Annotated in this window: 14 protein-coding genes; 3 read left to right on the top strand and 11 right to left on the bottom strand. The window is 73.8% G+C overall.

The window, feature by feature from the left end:
* Positions 1 to 82 precede the first annotated feature (82 nt).
* Entirely contained in the window at positions 83 to 577 is a 495-nt protein-coding gene (locus tag M3673_RS01650) for a carbonic anhydrase (protein WP_228942381.1), read from the top strand.
* Positions 578 to 759: 182 nt separating this feature from the next.
* Positions 760 to 972, top strand: a complete 213-nt coding sequence (locus M3673_RS01655) for a hypothetical protein (protein ID WP_251531079.1) — start codon at positions 760 to 762, stop codon at positions 970 to 972.
* A gap of 121 nt (positions 973 to 1,093) precedes the next feature.
* Here M3673_RS01655 and M3673_RS01660 read toward each other — a convergent pair whose 3' ends face one another.
* The 3 genes from M3673_RS01660 to M3673_RS01670 all read right to left on the bottom strand — a co-directional run bounded on the left by M3673_RS01660 (position 1,094) and on the right by M3673_RS01670 (position 4,202).
* Positions 1,094 to 1,561, bottom strand: a complete 468-nt coding sequence (locus M3673_RS01660; protein WP_251531081.1) for a hypothetical protein — start codon at positions 1,559 to 1,561, stop codon at positions 1,094 to 1,096.
* Positions 1,562 to 1,665: 104 nt separating this feature from the next.
* Positions 1,666 to 2,094, bottom strand: coding sequence for a hypothetical protein (locus M3673_RS01665; protein WP_193664559.1), 429 nt, complete (start codon positions 2,092 to 2,094; stop codon positions 1,666 to 1,668).
* On the bottom strand, positions 2,091 to 4,202 hold the full coding sequence (locus M3673_RS01670) for a type IIA DNA topoisomerase subunit B (protein WP_193664739.1): 2,112 nt from the start codon (positions 4,200 to 4,202) through the stop codon (positions 2,091 to 2,093). The genes M3673_RS01665 and M3673_RS01670 overlap by 4 nt, the downstream gene beginning before the upstream one ends.
* A 423-nt stretch (positions 4,203 to 4,625) precedes the next feature.
* Here M3673_RS01670 and M3673_RS01675 point away from each other — a divergent pair, with 423 nt between their 5' ends.
* Positions 4,626 to 4,844, top strand: coding sequence for a hypothetical protein (locus M3673_RS01675; RefSeq protein WP_056862569.1), 219 nt, complete (start codon positions 4,626 to 4,628; stop codon positions 4,842 to 4,844).
* Between the two features lie 84 nt (positions 4,845 to 4,928).
* On the opposite strand, the gene egtD is transcribed toward M3673_RS01675, so the two are convergent.
* The 8 genes from egtD to M3673_RS01715 form a co-directional block, all read right to left on the bottom strand.
* Entirely contained in the window at positions 4,929 to 5,912 is a 984-nt protein-coding gene (egtD, locus tag M3673_RS01680; protein ID WP_251531083.1) for an L-histidine N(alpha)-methyltransferase, read from the bottom strand.
* Between the two features lies 1 nt (position 5,913).
* Positions 5,914 to 6,567, bottom strand: a complete 654-nt coding sequence (egtC, locus tag M3673_RS01685) for an ergothioneine biosynthesis protein EgtC (protein WP_251531085.1) — start codon at positions 6,565 to 6,567, stop codon at positions 5,914 to 5,916.
* 31 nt (positions 6,568 to 6,598) lie between these two features.
* Positions 6,599 to 7,918: an ergothioneine biosynthesis protein EgtB gene (gene egtB / locus M3673_RS01690; protein ID WP_251531087.1), complete on the bottom strand. Its 1,320-nt coding sequence runs from the start codon at positions 7,916 to 7,918 to the stop codon at positions 6,599 to 6,601.
* Positions 7,911 to 9,197 carry an ergothioneine biosynthesis glutamate--cysteine ligase EgtA gene (egtA, locus tag M3673_RS01695; protein ID WP_251531089.1) on the bottom strand — a complete coding sequence of 429 codons (1,287 nt, stop codon included), beginning with the start codon at positions 9,195 to 9,197 and terminating at the stop codon, positions 7,911 to 7,913. Before egtA ends, egtB begins: the two co-directional genes overlap by 8 nt.
* 225 nt (positions 9,198 to 9,422) lie before the next feature.
* Positions 9,423 to 10,670 (bottom strand): MFS transporter, encoded by a 1,248-nt coding sequence (locus M3673_RS01700; protein WP_251531091.1) that lies wholly within the window; start codon positions 10,668 to 10,670, stop codon positions 9,423 to 9,425.
* 189 nt (positions 10,671 to 10,859) lie between these two features.
* On the bottom strand, positions 10,860 to 12,185 hold the full coding sequence (locus tag M3673_RS01705) for an RNA polymerase sigma factor (protein ID WP_200918959.1): 1,326 nt from the start codon (positions 12,183 to 12,185) through the stop codon (positions 10,860 to 10,862).
* Positions 12,186 to 12,569: 384 nt separating this feature from the next.
* Positions 12,570 to 13,142, bottom strand: coding sequence for an HhH-GPD-type base excision DNA repair protein (locus M3673_RS01710; protein ID WP_193664566.1), 573 nt, complete (start codon positions 13,140 to 13,142; stop codon positions 12,570 to 12,572).
* A gap of 57 nt (positions 13,143 to 13,199) precedes the next feature.
* Positions 13,200 to 13,601 (bottom strand): universal stress protein, encoded by a 402-nt coding sequence (locus tag M3673_RS01715; RefSeq protein ID WP_056862564.1) that lies wholly within the window; start codon positions 13,599 to 13,601, stop codon positions 13,200 to 13,202.
* Between the last annotated feature and the right edge of the window lie 60 nt (positions 13,602 to 13,661).

Below are 13,661 nucleotides of genomic sequence, written 5' to 3' on the forward strand. Positions count from 1 at the left end.
GCGGCGTCGGTGTGACCTGTGTCGCGGTCCACGGTGCGACAGCGCCCTCCCCCACCGTGGCGTCCTCCGCTAGTTTCGAGGTGTGGCTGACTTCGACGACCTGATGAGCGCCAACCGCACCTTCGCCGAGGACTTCCGCTACGGCGGGTTCGACGGCGTCGCCGCAGCCGGTGTGGCCCTCGTGACGTGCATGGACTCGCGCATCGACCCCCTCGGCATGATCGGCCTCGTCCCCGGCGACGCCAAGATCTTCCGCAACCCCGGCGGGCGGGTGACCCCGCAGGCCCTGGAGGCCCTCGTGCTGGGCGTGCACCTGCTCAACGTGCAGCGCGTGCTCGTGGTGCCCCACACCCGCTGTGCCGTGGCCAGCAACTCCGAGGCCGAGCTCCGCGAGCGCGTGGCGGCCTCCGCGGGCCAGGACGCCTCGTGGCAGCAGTTCCACGTGGTCGAGGACCAGGTCGCCGCGCTGGCCGAGGACGTCGCCAAGGTGCGCAGCCACCCGCTCGTGCCCGACTCCGTGCTGGTCGGCGGCTTCCTCTACGACGTCGACTCCGGGCTGCTCGAGCAGAAGGTCTGACCCTCCCTGCCCGCCCCGGACGCACCGGTGGGGCCCGCAGGCATCCGTGGGTCGGTCGAACGTTCGACCGACCCACAGACTGCCTCGTCAGACCGAGCCCCCGTCAGTTCCGCCGTACGACGCTCAGCGAGCGTTTCGGCGCGGCACAGCCCCGGCACAGCCGACGGGCGTTGCCTGGGGGCATGGACATCGTCAGCACCACCGCCCCCGACCAGCCCGTCGCCGACCCGGCGTCCTCGCTCGCCGAGACCCGGAGCGCCCCGGCCGGCAGCGGCCCCGGGGACGCCGACACCGCCGTCACCCTGCCCGGGGTCGTCACGCTCGGCACCGAGCGCCCCGGCCGCTCCTGGTACGTCGTGCCCGCGGCCCGGCCGCACCCCACGGCCGCGGCGTAGGCGCCTCGACCTGCGAGCGGACCGGCCGTCACCGGGGTCACCAGCACCTCGGTCGTGACGAGCTCCGGGACGGGACCCGGACCCCGCCCGGCTCACCCCGCCCGGCTCACCCCGCCCGGTGTCAACCGGCGGGCTGCTCCCACACCCGACGGGTGCCGAGGGCCACGCGCTGCTCGCCCAGGCTCAGCTCGCCCTCCACCCAGCTCGGGCGGTAGGGCACGACCACGACGAGGGCCGGGCCGCCGTCACGGTGCTCCAGCTCCACGCGGATCGCGTCGCCGCCGTCGATGCTCGTGTCGGCCACGACGCCTGCGCCCAGGAGGGACCCGCGCTGCTCCCTGGCCGCCGACACCAGCAGCGGCAGCAGGTCGGCGGCCTTCGGGCGGGGGCCGCTGACGCGGGGGTCGACCCACGACAGCTGCGGGCGGCGGTCGTCACCGAGGAGCACCGCGAAGGGCTGGAACCCCTCCCGCTTGGCGAGGGCGTCACTCGCGGTGCGGACGGCGAGCACGACCATCGCGTCGAGGTCGCCCTGCACGGGCGCTGGGGTGGTCTCTCGCCACGCCACGGTGGGTGCGTCGTTCTCCATGGCCCCGACCCTACGACGGCGGCCCGTCGGCCACGCACCCCGCGCCTCGGTCGCGACTCAGGCAGCCACCACCGGGTCGGTCCGGCGCCACACCCAGACCGGAGTCACACCCAGATCTGTCGCGGGCCCTCCGCGACCGAGGAGGCGCCGAGGGTCACCTTCGTGCGCCGCCGGTTGACGGTGTAGGGCACCAGCACCTCGAGCGCCGGACCGTCGCGGTGCTCGAGCTCGACGCGCACGGCCGCGGAGCCCTCGACGCTCACCGGGTAGACCAGCGCCGTGGCCCGCAGCGTGTCGCGCGAGGCGTGGAGCCCGGCCACCAGCACGTCGAGCACCTCGCCGGCCTGCGGGTGCGAGCCGAGGTCGTCGGCACCGACGAGCGCGAGCCCCTCGGCGTCGGCGCTGAGGCCGAAGGGGTAGAACTCCCCCGACTCCTCCAGCAGGGCCTGGGCCCGGGTGACGGCCTCGCCGGCCAGGGAGTCGAGGTCGTCACGGACCGGCTCGGAGGCCGCGTCGCGCCACGGCGCGCTCATGCGTCCAGCGCTTCCACGTCGACGTCGTAGGCACCTTGCACGATGAACTCCTTGCGTGGGGCGACCTCGGAGCCCATGAGGAGCTCGAAGACCTGGGAGGCGACGTCGGCGTCGTCGACGGTGATGCGGCGCAGCGTGCGGTGGCGCGGGTCCATGGTGGTCTCGGCCAGCTGGTCGGCGTCCATCTCGCCCAGCCCCTTGTAGCGCTGGACGGGGTCCTTCCACCGCACGTTCTTCTTGGACAGCTCCGCGAGCTTGCGCTGCAGCTCGTCGTCGGAATAGGTGTAGACGTACTTGTCCATGCCCTTCTTGGGGTTCGACAGCTCGATGCGGTGCAGGGGCGGCACGGCGGAGTAGACCCTCCCCTCGGCGATCAGGTCGGGCATGTACTTGAAGAAGAGGGTGGCGAGGAGGCAGCGGATGTGGGCGCCGTCGGAGTCGGCGTCGGCCATGAAGATGATCCGCCCGTAGCGCCGCGCCTCCATCTCGAAGGTGCGGCCCGAGCCGGCGCCGACCACCTGGATGATCGAGGCGCACTCGGTGTTCTTGAGCATGTCGCCGACCGAGGCCTTCTGCACGTTGAGGATCTTGCCGCGGATCGGCAGCAGCGCCTGGAACTCGGAGTTGCGGGCCAGCTTGGCCGTGCCGAGGGCGGAGTCGCCCTCGACGATGAACAGCTCGGTGCGGTCGTTGTCATTGGCCCGGCAGTCGGCGAGCTTGGAGGGCAGGGCCGAGGACTCCAGGGCGTTCTTGCGGCGCTGGGTCTCCTTGTGCTGGCGCGCCGCGATGCGGGTCCTGGACGCCCCGACCACCTTCTCCATCACCAGCTTGGCCTGGGCCTTCTCCTCGCGCTTGGTCGAGGTGAGGAAGGTCTTGAGCTCGGCCGCCACGACCTTGCGCACCACCGAGCGCGCTGCCGGCGTGCCGAGGATCTCCTTGGTCTGGCCCTCGAACTGCGGCTCGGCCAGGCGCACGGTGACCACGCCGGTGAGGCCCTCGAGCACGTCGTCCTTGATGACGTCGGCGTCGTTGACCTTGAGCGCCTTGGTGGCGCGCATGACGTCGTTGAAGGTCTTGGTCACGGCCTGCTCGAAGCCGCTGAGGTGCGTGCCGCCCTTGGGCGTGGCGATGACGTTGACGAAGGAGCGCAACTCGGTGTCGTAGCCCGTGCCCCACCGCACCGCGACGTCGACGTGCAGCTCGCGCTCGATCTCCTGCGGGGTCATGTGGCCGTGCTCGTCGAGCAGCGGCACGGTCTCGGTGAAGGTGTCCATGCCCTGCAGCCGCAGCACCGAGGTCACCGCCTCGTCGGCGGCGAGGAACTCGGTGAACTCCGAGATGCCGCCGTCGTGGCGGAAGGACTCCTCCACCGGCTCGGCACCGCGCAGGTCGCGCAGCACCAGCTCGAGGCCGGGGACGATGAAGGAGGTCTGGCGCGCGCGGGTGACCAGCTCGTCGTAGACGAACTGCGCTTCCTTGGTGAAGATCTGCCGGTCGGGCCAGAAGCGGATGCGGGTGCCGGAGCGGCCCTTGGCCACCCGGGCGCCCTTGCGGGTCAGCCCCGAGCGGGGCTCGAAGCCCGCGCCGCGACCGCTGGGACCCAGCCCGTCGGCGTCGAAGACGCCGGGCACGCCGCGCTGGAAGGAGATGCCCTGGACCGCCGGGGAGCGCTCGACGTCGACGTCCATGCGCGAGGACAGCGCGTTGACCACCGAGAGGCCCACCCCGTGCAGGCCGCCGGTCGCGACGTAGGACCCGCCGCCGAACTTGCCGCCCGCGTGGAGCTTGGTGGCCACCACCTCGACCCCGGGCAGCCCCGTCTTGGGCTCCTTGTCGGTCGGGATGCCGCGCCCGTCGTCGTGGACCTCGGCGGAGCCGTCGGGGTGCAGGGTGACCTCGACCCGGTGCGCCGCACCCGCCAGGGCCTCGTCGACGCCGTTGTCGATGATCTCCCACAGGCAGTGCATCAGCCCCCGCGTGTCGGTGGAGCCGATGTACATGCCCGGTCGCTTGCGCACCGCCTCCAGCCCCTCGAGGACCAGCAGGTGGGCGGCGTTGTAGGTGTTGTCGGCGATCGTGGGGCTCCTGCGCGGTCCGGGGTCGGCAATCCGGGGTGGTGTCGGTGCCGAATCTACCGGTGAGGCACCGACAGTCTCCGCAGGCTCGCCCCTCCCCGGGGTCCATCACGATGTGGACACGAACTCGACCGGATATCGGCCGGTCCGCCCGGGAGGCGCCCGCAGGGGTGAGACTGTCGGGACGGTATCTGGGACAAGATCCGATCCAGAGGCCGACAACACCTCAGCACCGACGCTCCACCGCCGAACCCCTTCTCGAGGGCCGCAGCAGACCGGGCCCGCGACACCGACGTCGCGGCGCACCAGCAGCCCCGGCCGGGGAGACGCACCGCACGACTCAGGCACCACCGAGGCAGCACGAGGACCACGTGTCCGGGGCCACACGGCTCCGGGAATCTTGGCCCCCGCCGCTACGTTGAGATCAACACCGGATGATCTAGAAATGAGGCCGATGTGACTACTGCACTTGCCCCCAGCTCTGCGCTGACTGCCGCAGACCGCTGCGACCGTTGCGGCGCCCAGGCCTACCTCCGTGTGGAGCTCCAGTCGGGCGGTGAGCTGCTCTTCTGCGCCCACCACGCCCGGGAGCACGGTGACAAGCTCAAGGAGGTCGCGGCGAACGTCGTCGACGAGACCCACAAGCTCAGCGGCTCCCCCGCCGCCGGCTCCTGAGCTGACACCGACCCACGCGGTCCCACCCCACCTACGCCCCGACGGCCCCGGACTCCACGTCCGGGGCCGTCGGCGTTCCCGGGGTCAGGCCGGGCGCGACAGCGAGAGCGCGAAGTCGCCGGCCGGGTCGGTCCACCACTCCTCGACGCGCAGGCCCGCGGCGGCCAGCTCGGCCTCGACGCCCTCGCGGCGGAACTTCGTGGAGATCTCGGTGCGCATCTGCTCTCCGGCGGCGAAGCGCACCTCCAGGTCGAGGGCCGCGAGGCGCACCGTCTGCTCGCGCAGCGACTCCAGGCGCATCTCGACCCATTCGTGCTCGGGCACCCAGACCGCGCGGTGGGCGAAGGCGTCGACGTCGAAGTCGGCACCCAGGCTGCGGTTGATGACGTGCAGCACGTTCTGGTTGAAGGCGGCGGTGACGCCCGCGGCGTCGTCGTAGGCCCGCTCGAGCCGCTCGACCGGCTTGACCAGGTCGGTGCCCAGCAGGAAGCAGCCGTCCTCGCCGAGGACGCCCCGCACACCGGCGAGGAAGGAGCGGCGCTGGTCGGGGTCGAGGTTGCCGATGGTGGACCCGAGGAACGCGACCGCGGTGCGCGGGTGGCGCGGCAGCTCGCCGAGGTGCTTCTCGAAGTCGCCCACCTCGGGCTCGACGGCCAGGCCCGGGAAGTCGGTGTGCACGGCGAGGCTGGCCTCCTCGAGCACCACCGGGTCGACGTCGAAGGGCACGAAGCGGCGCAGCGTGCCGGCCTCGGTCATCGCCTCGAGCAGCAGACGGGTCTTCTCCGAGGTGCCGCTGCCCAGCTCCAGCAGGGTCTCGGCTCCGGCGGCCGCGGCGACCGCACGGGCCTGCGTCTCCAGGATGGCGCGCTCGGTGCGGGTCGGGTAGTACTCCGGCAGCCGCGTGATCTGGTCGAAGAGCTCGCTGCCGCGACCGTCGTAGAAGTACTTCGGCGGCAGCACCTTGGGGCTGCGGGCCAGCCCGTCGCGCACGTCGTCGGCCATCTGCCGGGCCAGGGCGCCGGGGTCGAGGTGGACGCCCATGGCGCCGGGGGTCTCGGGGGCGGGCATGTCAGCTCTCCAGGGGGGTCACGGCGACCCCGGACGAGGTCACCTCGATCAGGTGTCGGTCGGGCACGTCGACCCAGCGCGGGTCGTCGTCCCAGGGCTCGCTGGCCACGGCCACCCCGTCGGGCTCGACCAGGTAGGACAGCGGGTCGCCCCAGGTCGTGGCGAGCACGCGCTCGCCGTCGCCCAGCAGCAGGTTGAGGTACGCCGCAGGCGCCCGCTCGGCCACGGCGAGCACGGTGGCGGCCAGCCGGTCGGGCCCCTCGGCGAGCACGTGGGCGGCGAGCACGGCCGAGTCGCAGACCGACTCGGCCGCGTGGGTCGCCGGCAGCGCGGCCCGGTCGACCGACCCGTTGTGCGAGAGCAGCCAGCGGCCGTCGGTGAAGGGCGCGGCGGCGGTCTCGTCGGCCGGCATCCCCACGGTCGCGGAGCGCACCGCGGCGACCACGGCCCCGGAGGTCAGCACCGGCGCGACCGAGGCGAAGGACGGGTCGGCCCACAGCGGGCGCGAGGAGCGCCAGCGCACCGGCTCCTCCCGGTCGGGGGCGAAGAAGCCGACCCCCCAGCCGTCGGCGTTCATCAGGCCGCGGGCCTGGCGGCGCGGCGCGTAGGACTGGGTGAGCAGGCCGTGCGGCGGGCGCAGCACGAGGTCGGCCACGCTCCGGGGCTCCCCCAGCCACGCCAGGTGCCTACACACCGTCCCACGCCAGTCGCAGGCCGCTGAAGATCTGTCGCCGCTGCGGGTGGTCCCAGTTGCGGAAGGACGGGCGGATGCTCGCTCCGCCGACGGCCCACGACCCGCCGCGCAGCACGCGGTAGTCGCCGCCGAAGAAGGGGGCGCTGTAGTCGGCGTACAGCATCGGGGCGAAGCCCGGCCAGGGCTCGAAGCCCGAGGTGGTCCACTCCCAGACTTCGCCGATCATCTGCTCCACGCCGTAGGCCGAGGCGCCGGCGGGGTAGGCGCCGACCTGGGCGGGACGCAGCGCGTCGCCGCCGAGGTTGGCCAGGGCGGGGGTCCACTCGCTGTCGCCCCACGGCCAGCGGCGCCGCCGGCCCAGGGCGGGGTCCCAGACGCAGGCCTTCTCCCACTCCTGCTCGGTGGGCAGGCGGGCGCCGGCCCAGGCGGCGTAGGCCTCGGCCTCGAAGAAGCACACGTGCTGCACGGGCTCGTCGGGCGGCACGTCCTCGACGACGCCGAAGCGGCGGCGCGAGCCGTCGGGCGACCAGAACTGCGGCCGCTCCAGGCCCGCCTCGAGCCGGTGGGCCCAGCCGCGCTCGGACCACCAGGCGGGGTCGTCGTAGCCCCCCGCGGCCATGAACGCGGCCCACTCGGCGTTGGTGACCGGGCGCCGCGCGATCGAGAAGGCCGGCAGGTCGACCACGTGGGCCGGACGCTCGTTGTCGAGGGAGTCGGGCTCCGCGGTGCCGTCGACGCCGAGCACGAAGGGCCCGGCGGGCACGTGCACGGCGTCGGCGGGCAGCGGACGGCCCGGCGGCAGCGGCGCACCCGAGCCCAGCAGCGGGGTGCCGTCGCGCAGCTGGTGGGTGGCGAGCATGGTCTCGACGTGCTGCTGCTCGTGCTGCTCGACCATCGCGAAGGCGAAGAGCGCCTCGGCGTCGTCGACGGCGGCGGCCTCGAGCCCGTCGAGCACGCGCCCGCGCACGTCGGCGAGGTAGGACCGCGCCTCGCGGGGCGTGAGCAGCGGCAGGCCCACGCGCGTCGCACGAGGGTGCTCGAAGGCGTCGTAGAGCTTCTCGATGCGCGCGGGCAGGAGGCCCTGGGCCTCGGTGCGCCCGCCGCGCAGCAGCCAGAGGTCCTCCTGCTGCCCGATGTGGGCGAGGTCCCAGACCAGCGGGCTCATCAGCGGGCTGTGCTGCGCCGTCAGCTCCGGCTCGTCGAGGTCGGTGAGGCCCAGGGTGCGCGCGCGGGAGGCCTCCAGGCCCCGCGCGGCGCGCTCGCGGAGGTCGAGCGAGGTGGCAGGAGTGGTGTCGGGGGTGGGGTCAGGCACGGGCTTCCTCCTCGAGCAGGGCCAGCGGGCCCCGGGTGTCGGCGACCGCGCGCAGCTCCTGGCCCGGCGAGGACCCGTCGGCGACCAGCGTCGCGAGGGCCTCGAGCTCGGTGCGCAGGCCCGCGGGGGCGCGGCGGGCGGCCAGGTCGGTGCAGCCGGCGACGGCGCGGCGCAGGTCGGGGTCGGTCACGCCGTCGCGGGCGGCGCGCTCCCAGGCACCGGCCACGGGCTCGCACAGCTCGGCGGCGAGGTCGGCGGCCACGGGGTCGTCGACGAGGCCGACGACCAGGGCGGCCACCGCGGGCCACCAGCGGTCGGACAGGGCGTCGACGCAGCGGATCTCGACGTACCCACGCGGGCGCACCGGGGGGAAGAGCGTGGTCAGGTGGTAGTCGAGGTCGGTGAGCGTGGCCGGCCGACCGATGAGCGCGGGGTCGCGCAGCCAGGCCGCGAAGGTGACCCGCTCGGTGATCGCGCGCATCGCCGCGCCCTCACGCACCAGCATCACGGGGGCGTCGAGGGCGTAGAGCGCCCAGGCCACGCCTGGCTCGCCGGAAGTGACCGGGTCGCTGCGCCCGGAGTCGATGCCCTGCCAGGTCTCCTGGCGCATCGAGCTCCAGCCCGAGCTGCGCCCACCGAGGTACGGCGAGCCCGCCGAGGCCGCCACCAGCACCGGCACGAGCGAGCGCAGCAGCGCGAGCCGGTCCGACCAGCCCGCGGCAGGACCCGCGTCGAGGTTGACCTGCAGGGCGGCGGTGGCCGTCATCATGGCCAGCCCGGCGCCGGCGCAGGAGCGCGCGGCGAAGTGGCGCTCCATGGCGTCGTAGCGGGCGTGGGGGTTGACCCGGCGCGGCGGGCGCACGGGGTCGGCGCCCAGCGGCACGGCGGCGTAGCCGCGGGCGGCCAAGGCTGCGCGCAGCACCTCGCGGTCGGCGCGCAGCGCGGCCACGGAGCTGACGACATCGGCGTGGGGCGGGGTGGAGAGCTCCAGCTGTCCCCCGGGCTCGAGGGTGACCGAGCTGCCCGACGGCATGGCGGGCATCGCGGCCACCAGGGCCATCACGTCGGCCCAGGCGACCCGCTCCGCGGGGCGCGCCAGGTCGACCAGGTGCAGCTCCAGCTCGAGCCCGACGCGGCCCACCGGGCCGTCGGCGAGCGCCTGGGCCGCGACGTAGGCCGCCGCGGCGGCCACCGCGTCGCGTCCGCTGAGGACGTCGGCGTCAGCGAGGGTCTGCAGGCTCGGCTCGGGTGGCGCGAGGTGCGAGGTGTGGGTGGTCATGGCGGAAACGGGCCCCCTCCTGGTCCGGACCGGTCGGATCGACCGCGGGTCGGTGTTGGGGCGGCCTGGCTGCGACCGTCCTCTGGCCCCACTCAACCTCACCGGCCCAACTTCTGCACCCCCTCGGGTGGGTGAGTCGCCCCGGGCCGCCCCGGCCGCGCGCACCCGCGCCTCCGATGAGGACGTCATGCGCTCCGTGGAGGCGCATCCACCCCCCGCACGACGTCAGCCTCGGGGGCCGGAGGTGCTGCGGCGCTCGACGACGAGCTGGGCGACGAAGGAGGCCAGCGCGATCAGGGCGACCCCGGCGGCGAAGCCGAGGGTGGCGTCGCGCAGCCCCCAGCGCAGCGAGGCCGCCCCCAGCAGCACGACCGGAAGGGAGATGGCGAGGTAGGCGACGAGGAAGAAGCTCGTGACCGTGCGCGCGCGCTCGGCGGCGGGCGCCGCGGCGGTGATGGCCGCGGTGCCGGCACGGAAGGCCAGGGCCTGCCCGACGCCGATCACCGCGAGCGCCGCGACCAGCACGGCCACCGACTCGGCCAGCAGCGCCGCGGCCAGCACCGCGGCGCCGAGCACGAGCACGAGGCAGCCGGAGGTGAGGGCGGTCCGGGTCGCGACGCCGCGCAGGCCCACCTGGGCCACGGCGGAGGCGGCGAAGAGGGTCAGCACGACGAACCCGACCGCGGCCCGGTCGCTCACCCCGAGCACCTGCCCCAGGATGCCGGCCGTGGCGCCGGTCACCAGCCCGAGCGCGGCGAAGGCCGCGAAGGCCGCCAGCGACGCCGGCACGAACACCGCGCGGGCCTCGGCGGCCACGCTCGGTCGCTCCGGTCGCAGGGAGGCCCCCGGGGCCACGACCACCTCGCGCGCCATCAGCAGCGCCGGCACCGCCAGAGCGAGCAGGCCGAGGTGCACGACGTACGCCGTGACCAGCGGGGCCGGGGCCAGCTCGGAGACCAGCCCGGCCAGCGGCGGGCCGAGGCCGAGGCCGGTCATGTTGACCACCGTGGCCAGCAGCGACGCGCGGGCCTGGCCGCCCTCGGGGGCGAGCTCGACGAGGTAGACGGTGCCCGTGGTCGTGGCGATGCCGGCACTGAGGCCGGAGAGCACGCGCCCGAGGTAGAGGCCCGAGAGGTCGGGGGTGGTGGCGAACAGCAGCGTGCTGAGCGCCGAGACCGCCACGGCGACCAGCAGCAGCCGTCGGCGTCCCAGCGCGTCGGAGGCCCGTCCGAGCAGCAGCAGCGCGGCGAGCACCCCCACGGCGTAGGCCGCGAACACCAGCGTCACCGTGGCCTGACCGAACCCGAGGTCGGCCTCGTAGAGCGGGTAGAGCGGCGTCGGGAGGGTCGCGCCGAGCATCACCACGAGGAAGGCGAAGGCGACGCCTGCCGCCTGGGCGCGGGGGCCACCACGCCCCGCCGCCGTCGGCGCGGTGGAGGTCGTCGGGGTGGTCGGGGTGCTCCGGGAGGTCACAGGGGTCCAAGGCCGGTCCCGCCCCCGGCATTCCTGGGCGCTCCCCCGAGCGGCGCCGGTAGCGCCGCCGGGCGCCGCCGGGCGGCCCCGGCGGAGGGGGCGGGCGGTGGGGCGGGACGACGGACGCCCCGCCTGCGCCGGGTGGCGCGGACGGGGCGTCCGGGAGGCGTCGGTGCGCCGGGCTGGACCTCAGTCGAGGTAGTCGCGCAGGACCTGCGAGCGCGAGGGGTGACGCAGCTTCGACATCGTCTTCGACTCGATCTGGCGGATCCGCTCGCGGGTCACGCCGTAGACCTTGCCGATCTCGTCGAGGGTCTTGGGCTGGCCGTCGGTGAGGCCGAAGCGCATCGAGACCACGCCGGCCTCGCGCTCGGAGAGCGTGTCGAGCACGGCGTGCAGCTGCTCCTGGAGCAGCGTGAAGGACACCGCGTCGGCGGGCACGATGGCCTCGGAGTCCTCGATGAGGTCACCGAACTCCGAGTCGCCGTCCTCACCCAGGGGCGTGTGCAGCGAGATCGGCTCGCGGCCGTACTTCTGGACCTCGATGACCTTCTCGGGGGTCATGTCGAGCTCCTTGGCCAGCTCCTCCGGCGTGGGCTCGCGGCCCAGGTCCTGGAGCATCTGGCGCTGCACGCGGGCGAGCTTGTTGATGACCTCGACCATGTGCACCGGGATGCGGATGGTGCGGGCCTGGTCGGCCATCGCGCGGGTGATGGCCTGACGGATCCACCAGGTGGCGTAGGTCGAGAACTTGTAGCCCTTGGTGTAGTCGAACTTCTCGACCGCGCGGATCAGACCGAGGTTGCCCTCCTGGATCAGGTCGAGGAAGAGCATGCCGCGGCCGGTGTAGCGCTTGGCCAGGCTGACCACGAGGCGCAGGTTGGCCTCGAGGAGGTGGTTCTTGGCGCGTCGGCCGTCCTCGGCGATCCACTCCAGCTCCTCGAGGAGCTTGGCGCTGATCTTGCCGCCCTTGGCGAGCTTCTCCTCCGAGAACAGGCCGGCCTCGATGCGCTTGGCCAGCTCGACCTCCATCTCGGCGTTGAGCAGCGGGACCTTGCCGATCTGCTTGAGGTAGTCCTTGACCGGGTCGGCGGTCGCTCCGGCGACCATGACCTGCTGCTCGGGCTCGTCGGTGTCGTCGGCGGCGGAGACGACGAAGGAGGCCTGCTTCTCGTCCTCGACGATCGTCGGGTCGGCCTTGACGTCCTTCTCGAACTGCTCGTCGGGCACGTCGGGCAGGATCTTCTTGCCGTCGGGGCCGAGCACCGGCTCCTCGGTCACGACCGGCACCTCGGCGGCGGCGGCCTTCTTCGCGGCGGCGGTCTTGGCCGCGGTCGTCTTGGCGGCGGTGGTCTTGGCCGCCGTCTTGGTCGCGGCGGCCTTGGCCGGAGCGGCCTTGGTGGCGGCGGCCTTGGCCGGCGCCTTCTTGGCCGTCTTGGCGGTGGTGGTCTTGCGGGTCGACGTGGCGGCGACGGCGCGCAGCGAGGCGGCCGGCACGTTCACCGAGATGCCCATCTCGCTGAGGTGGGCCAGCAGCGCCTTGAGGTGGCGCGGCTCGACCGCTGCGTCCTCGCTGGCCTGGCGCACCTCCTCAGGACTGACGCTCCCGGAGGGGGTGCCCTGCTCGATGAGGGACGCGACAGCCGGGTGGGCGAGCACCTCGGCAGGGATCTTGCGTGCGTTCGAGGACACGAACACCTCTCGTCAACTGGCGTGGGGGCGCGGCGAGGCCCGGTGTCGTCAAGAGCCGCGCTGTCATTCTGCCACGGGGGCCCTGAGCGCACCGCATCCGGCCGGGCCCGGAGCGTCCCGGGCGGGTCGGCCCGGGACGGCGTACGGCACGGCGACCGGCGGGTGGCCGGGAGGTGAACGGGGCTCTCAGACGGCGGGTCAGGGCCGTCAGCCGCCGGCCTTCGCCTTGGCCGCGGCCTTCATCTCCTTCTTGTGCTCGCGGACCTTCTGCAGCGAGGCGGGGTCGACGACGTCGGCGACGGAGCGGTAGCCCTCGTGGGCGTAGTCGCCCACGACCTTCTCCCAGCCCTCGGGGCGCACGTCGAGCTGCTTGGCCACGAGCGCGACGAAGATCTGCGCCTTCTGCTTGCCGAAGCCCGGTAGGGCGGTCATCCGCTTGAGGAAGTCGCGTCCGTCGGCGGCCTCGGTCCACAGCCGCTCGGCGTGGCCGTCGTAGGTGTCCTCGACGATGCGGGCCAGCTCCTGCAGCCGCGAGGCCATGGACCCGGGGAAGCGGTGGATGGCCGGCGGCTGGGCGCACAGCGCCGCGAACTCCTCGGGGTCGGCCGCGGCGATCCGCGCCGGGTCGAGGCTGCCGAAGCGCTCCAGCACCTTCGCCGGGCCGCGGAAGGCGTGCTCCATGGGGTACTGCTGGTCGAGCATCATGCCCACGAGCAGCGCGAAGGGGTCGTCGGAGAGCACCTGGTCGGCGGCGTCGTCGCCGGTGATGTGGATGGCCATGGCGCCATCCTGTCCCAGGGTCCCGCGACGGGCCAGCCGCGCCGTCGGGGAGCGGGCTCAGTCGGCCTTGACCGCCAGCACCGGGCAGTGGGCGTCGAGCAGGATCCGCTGGGCGTTGCTGCCCAGGATCAGCTTGCCCACGGGCGAGCGGCGGCGCAGGCCGATGACCAGCAGCTCAGCGTCGTTGGCCTCGGCGATGCTGATGAGGTCCTCGGCCGGCTCGAAGCCGCGCACCAGCTGACGCAGGTCGAACTCGACGCCGGAGGCCTCCAGGCGCGCGCGCACGGCGTCCATGTCGGCCTCGGCCTTGGTGGAGGCGTGCTCGTCGAACTCGGCGCCGCCGCGGTGGGAGTTGACCACCACGAGCTTCTTGCCGCGCAGCGTGGCCTCCTCGATCGCCTTGTCGAGGGCGGCCTCGCCCTCGGCCTTCGCCACGTATCCGACCACCACGGTCCCCATCGGCACTCCTTCGTCGTCGGCTCGACCGACTCGTCATCGGGTCGATCGCCTCCGGGCAAC

This window comes from Nocardioides sp. P86, assembly GCF_023712465.1.
Taxonomy (GTDB): Bacteria; Actinomycetota; Actinomycetes; order Propionibacteriales; family Nocardioidaceae; genus Nocardioides; species Nocardioides kribbensis.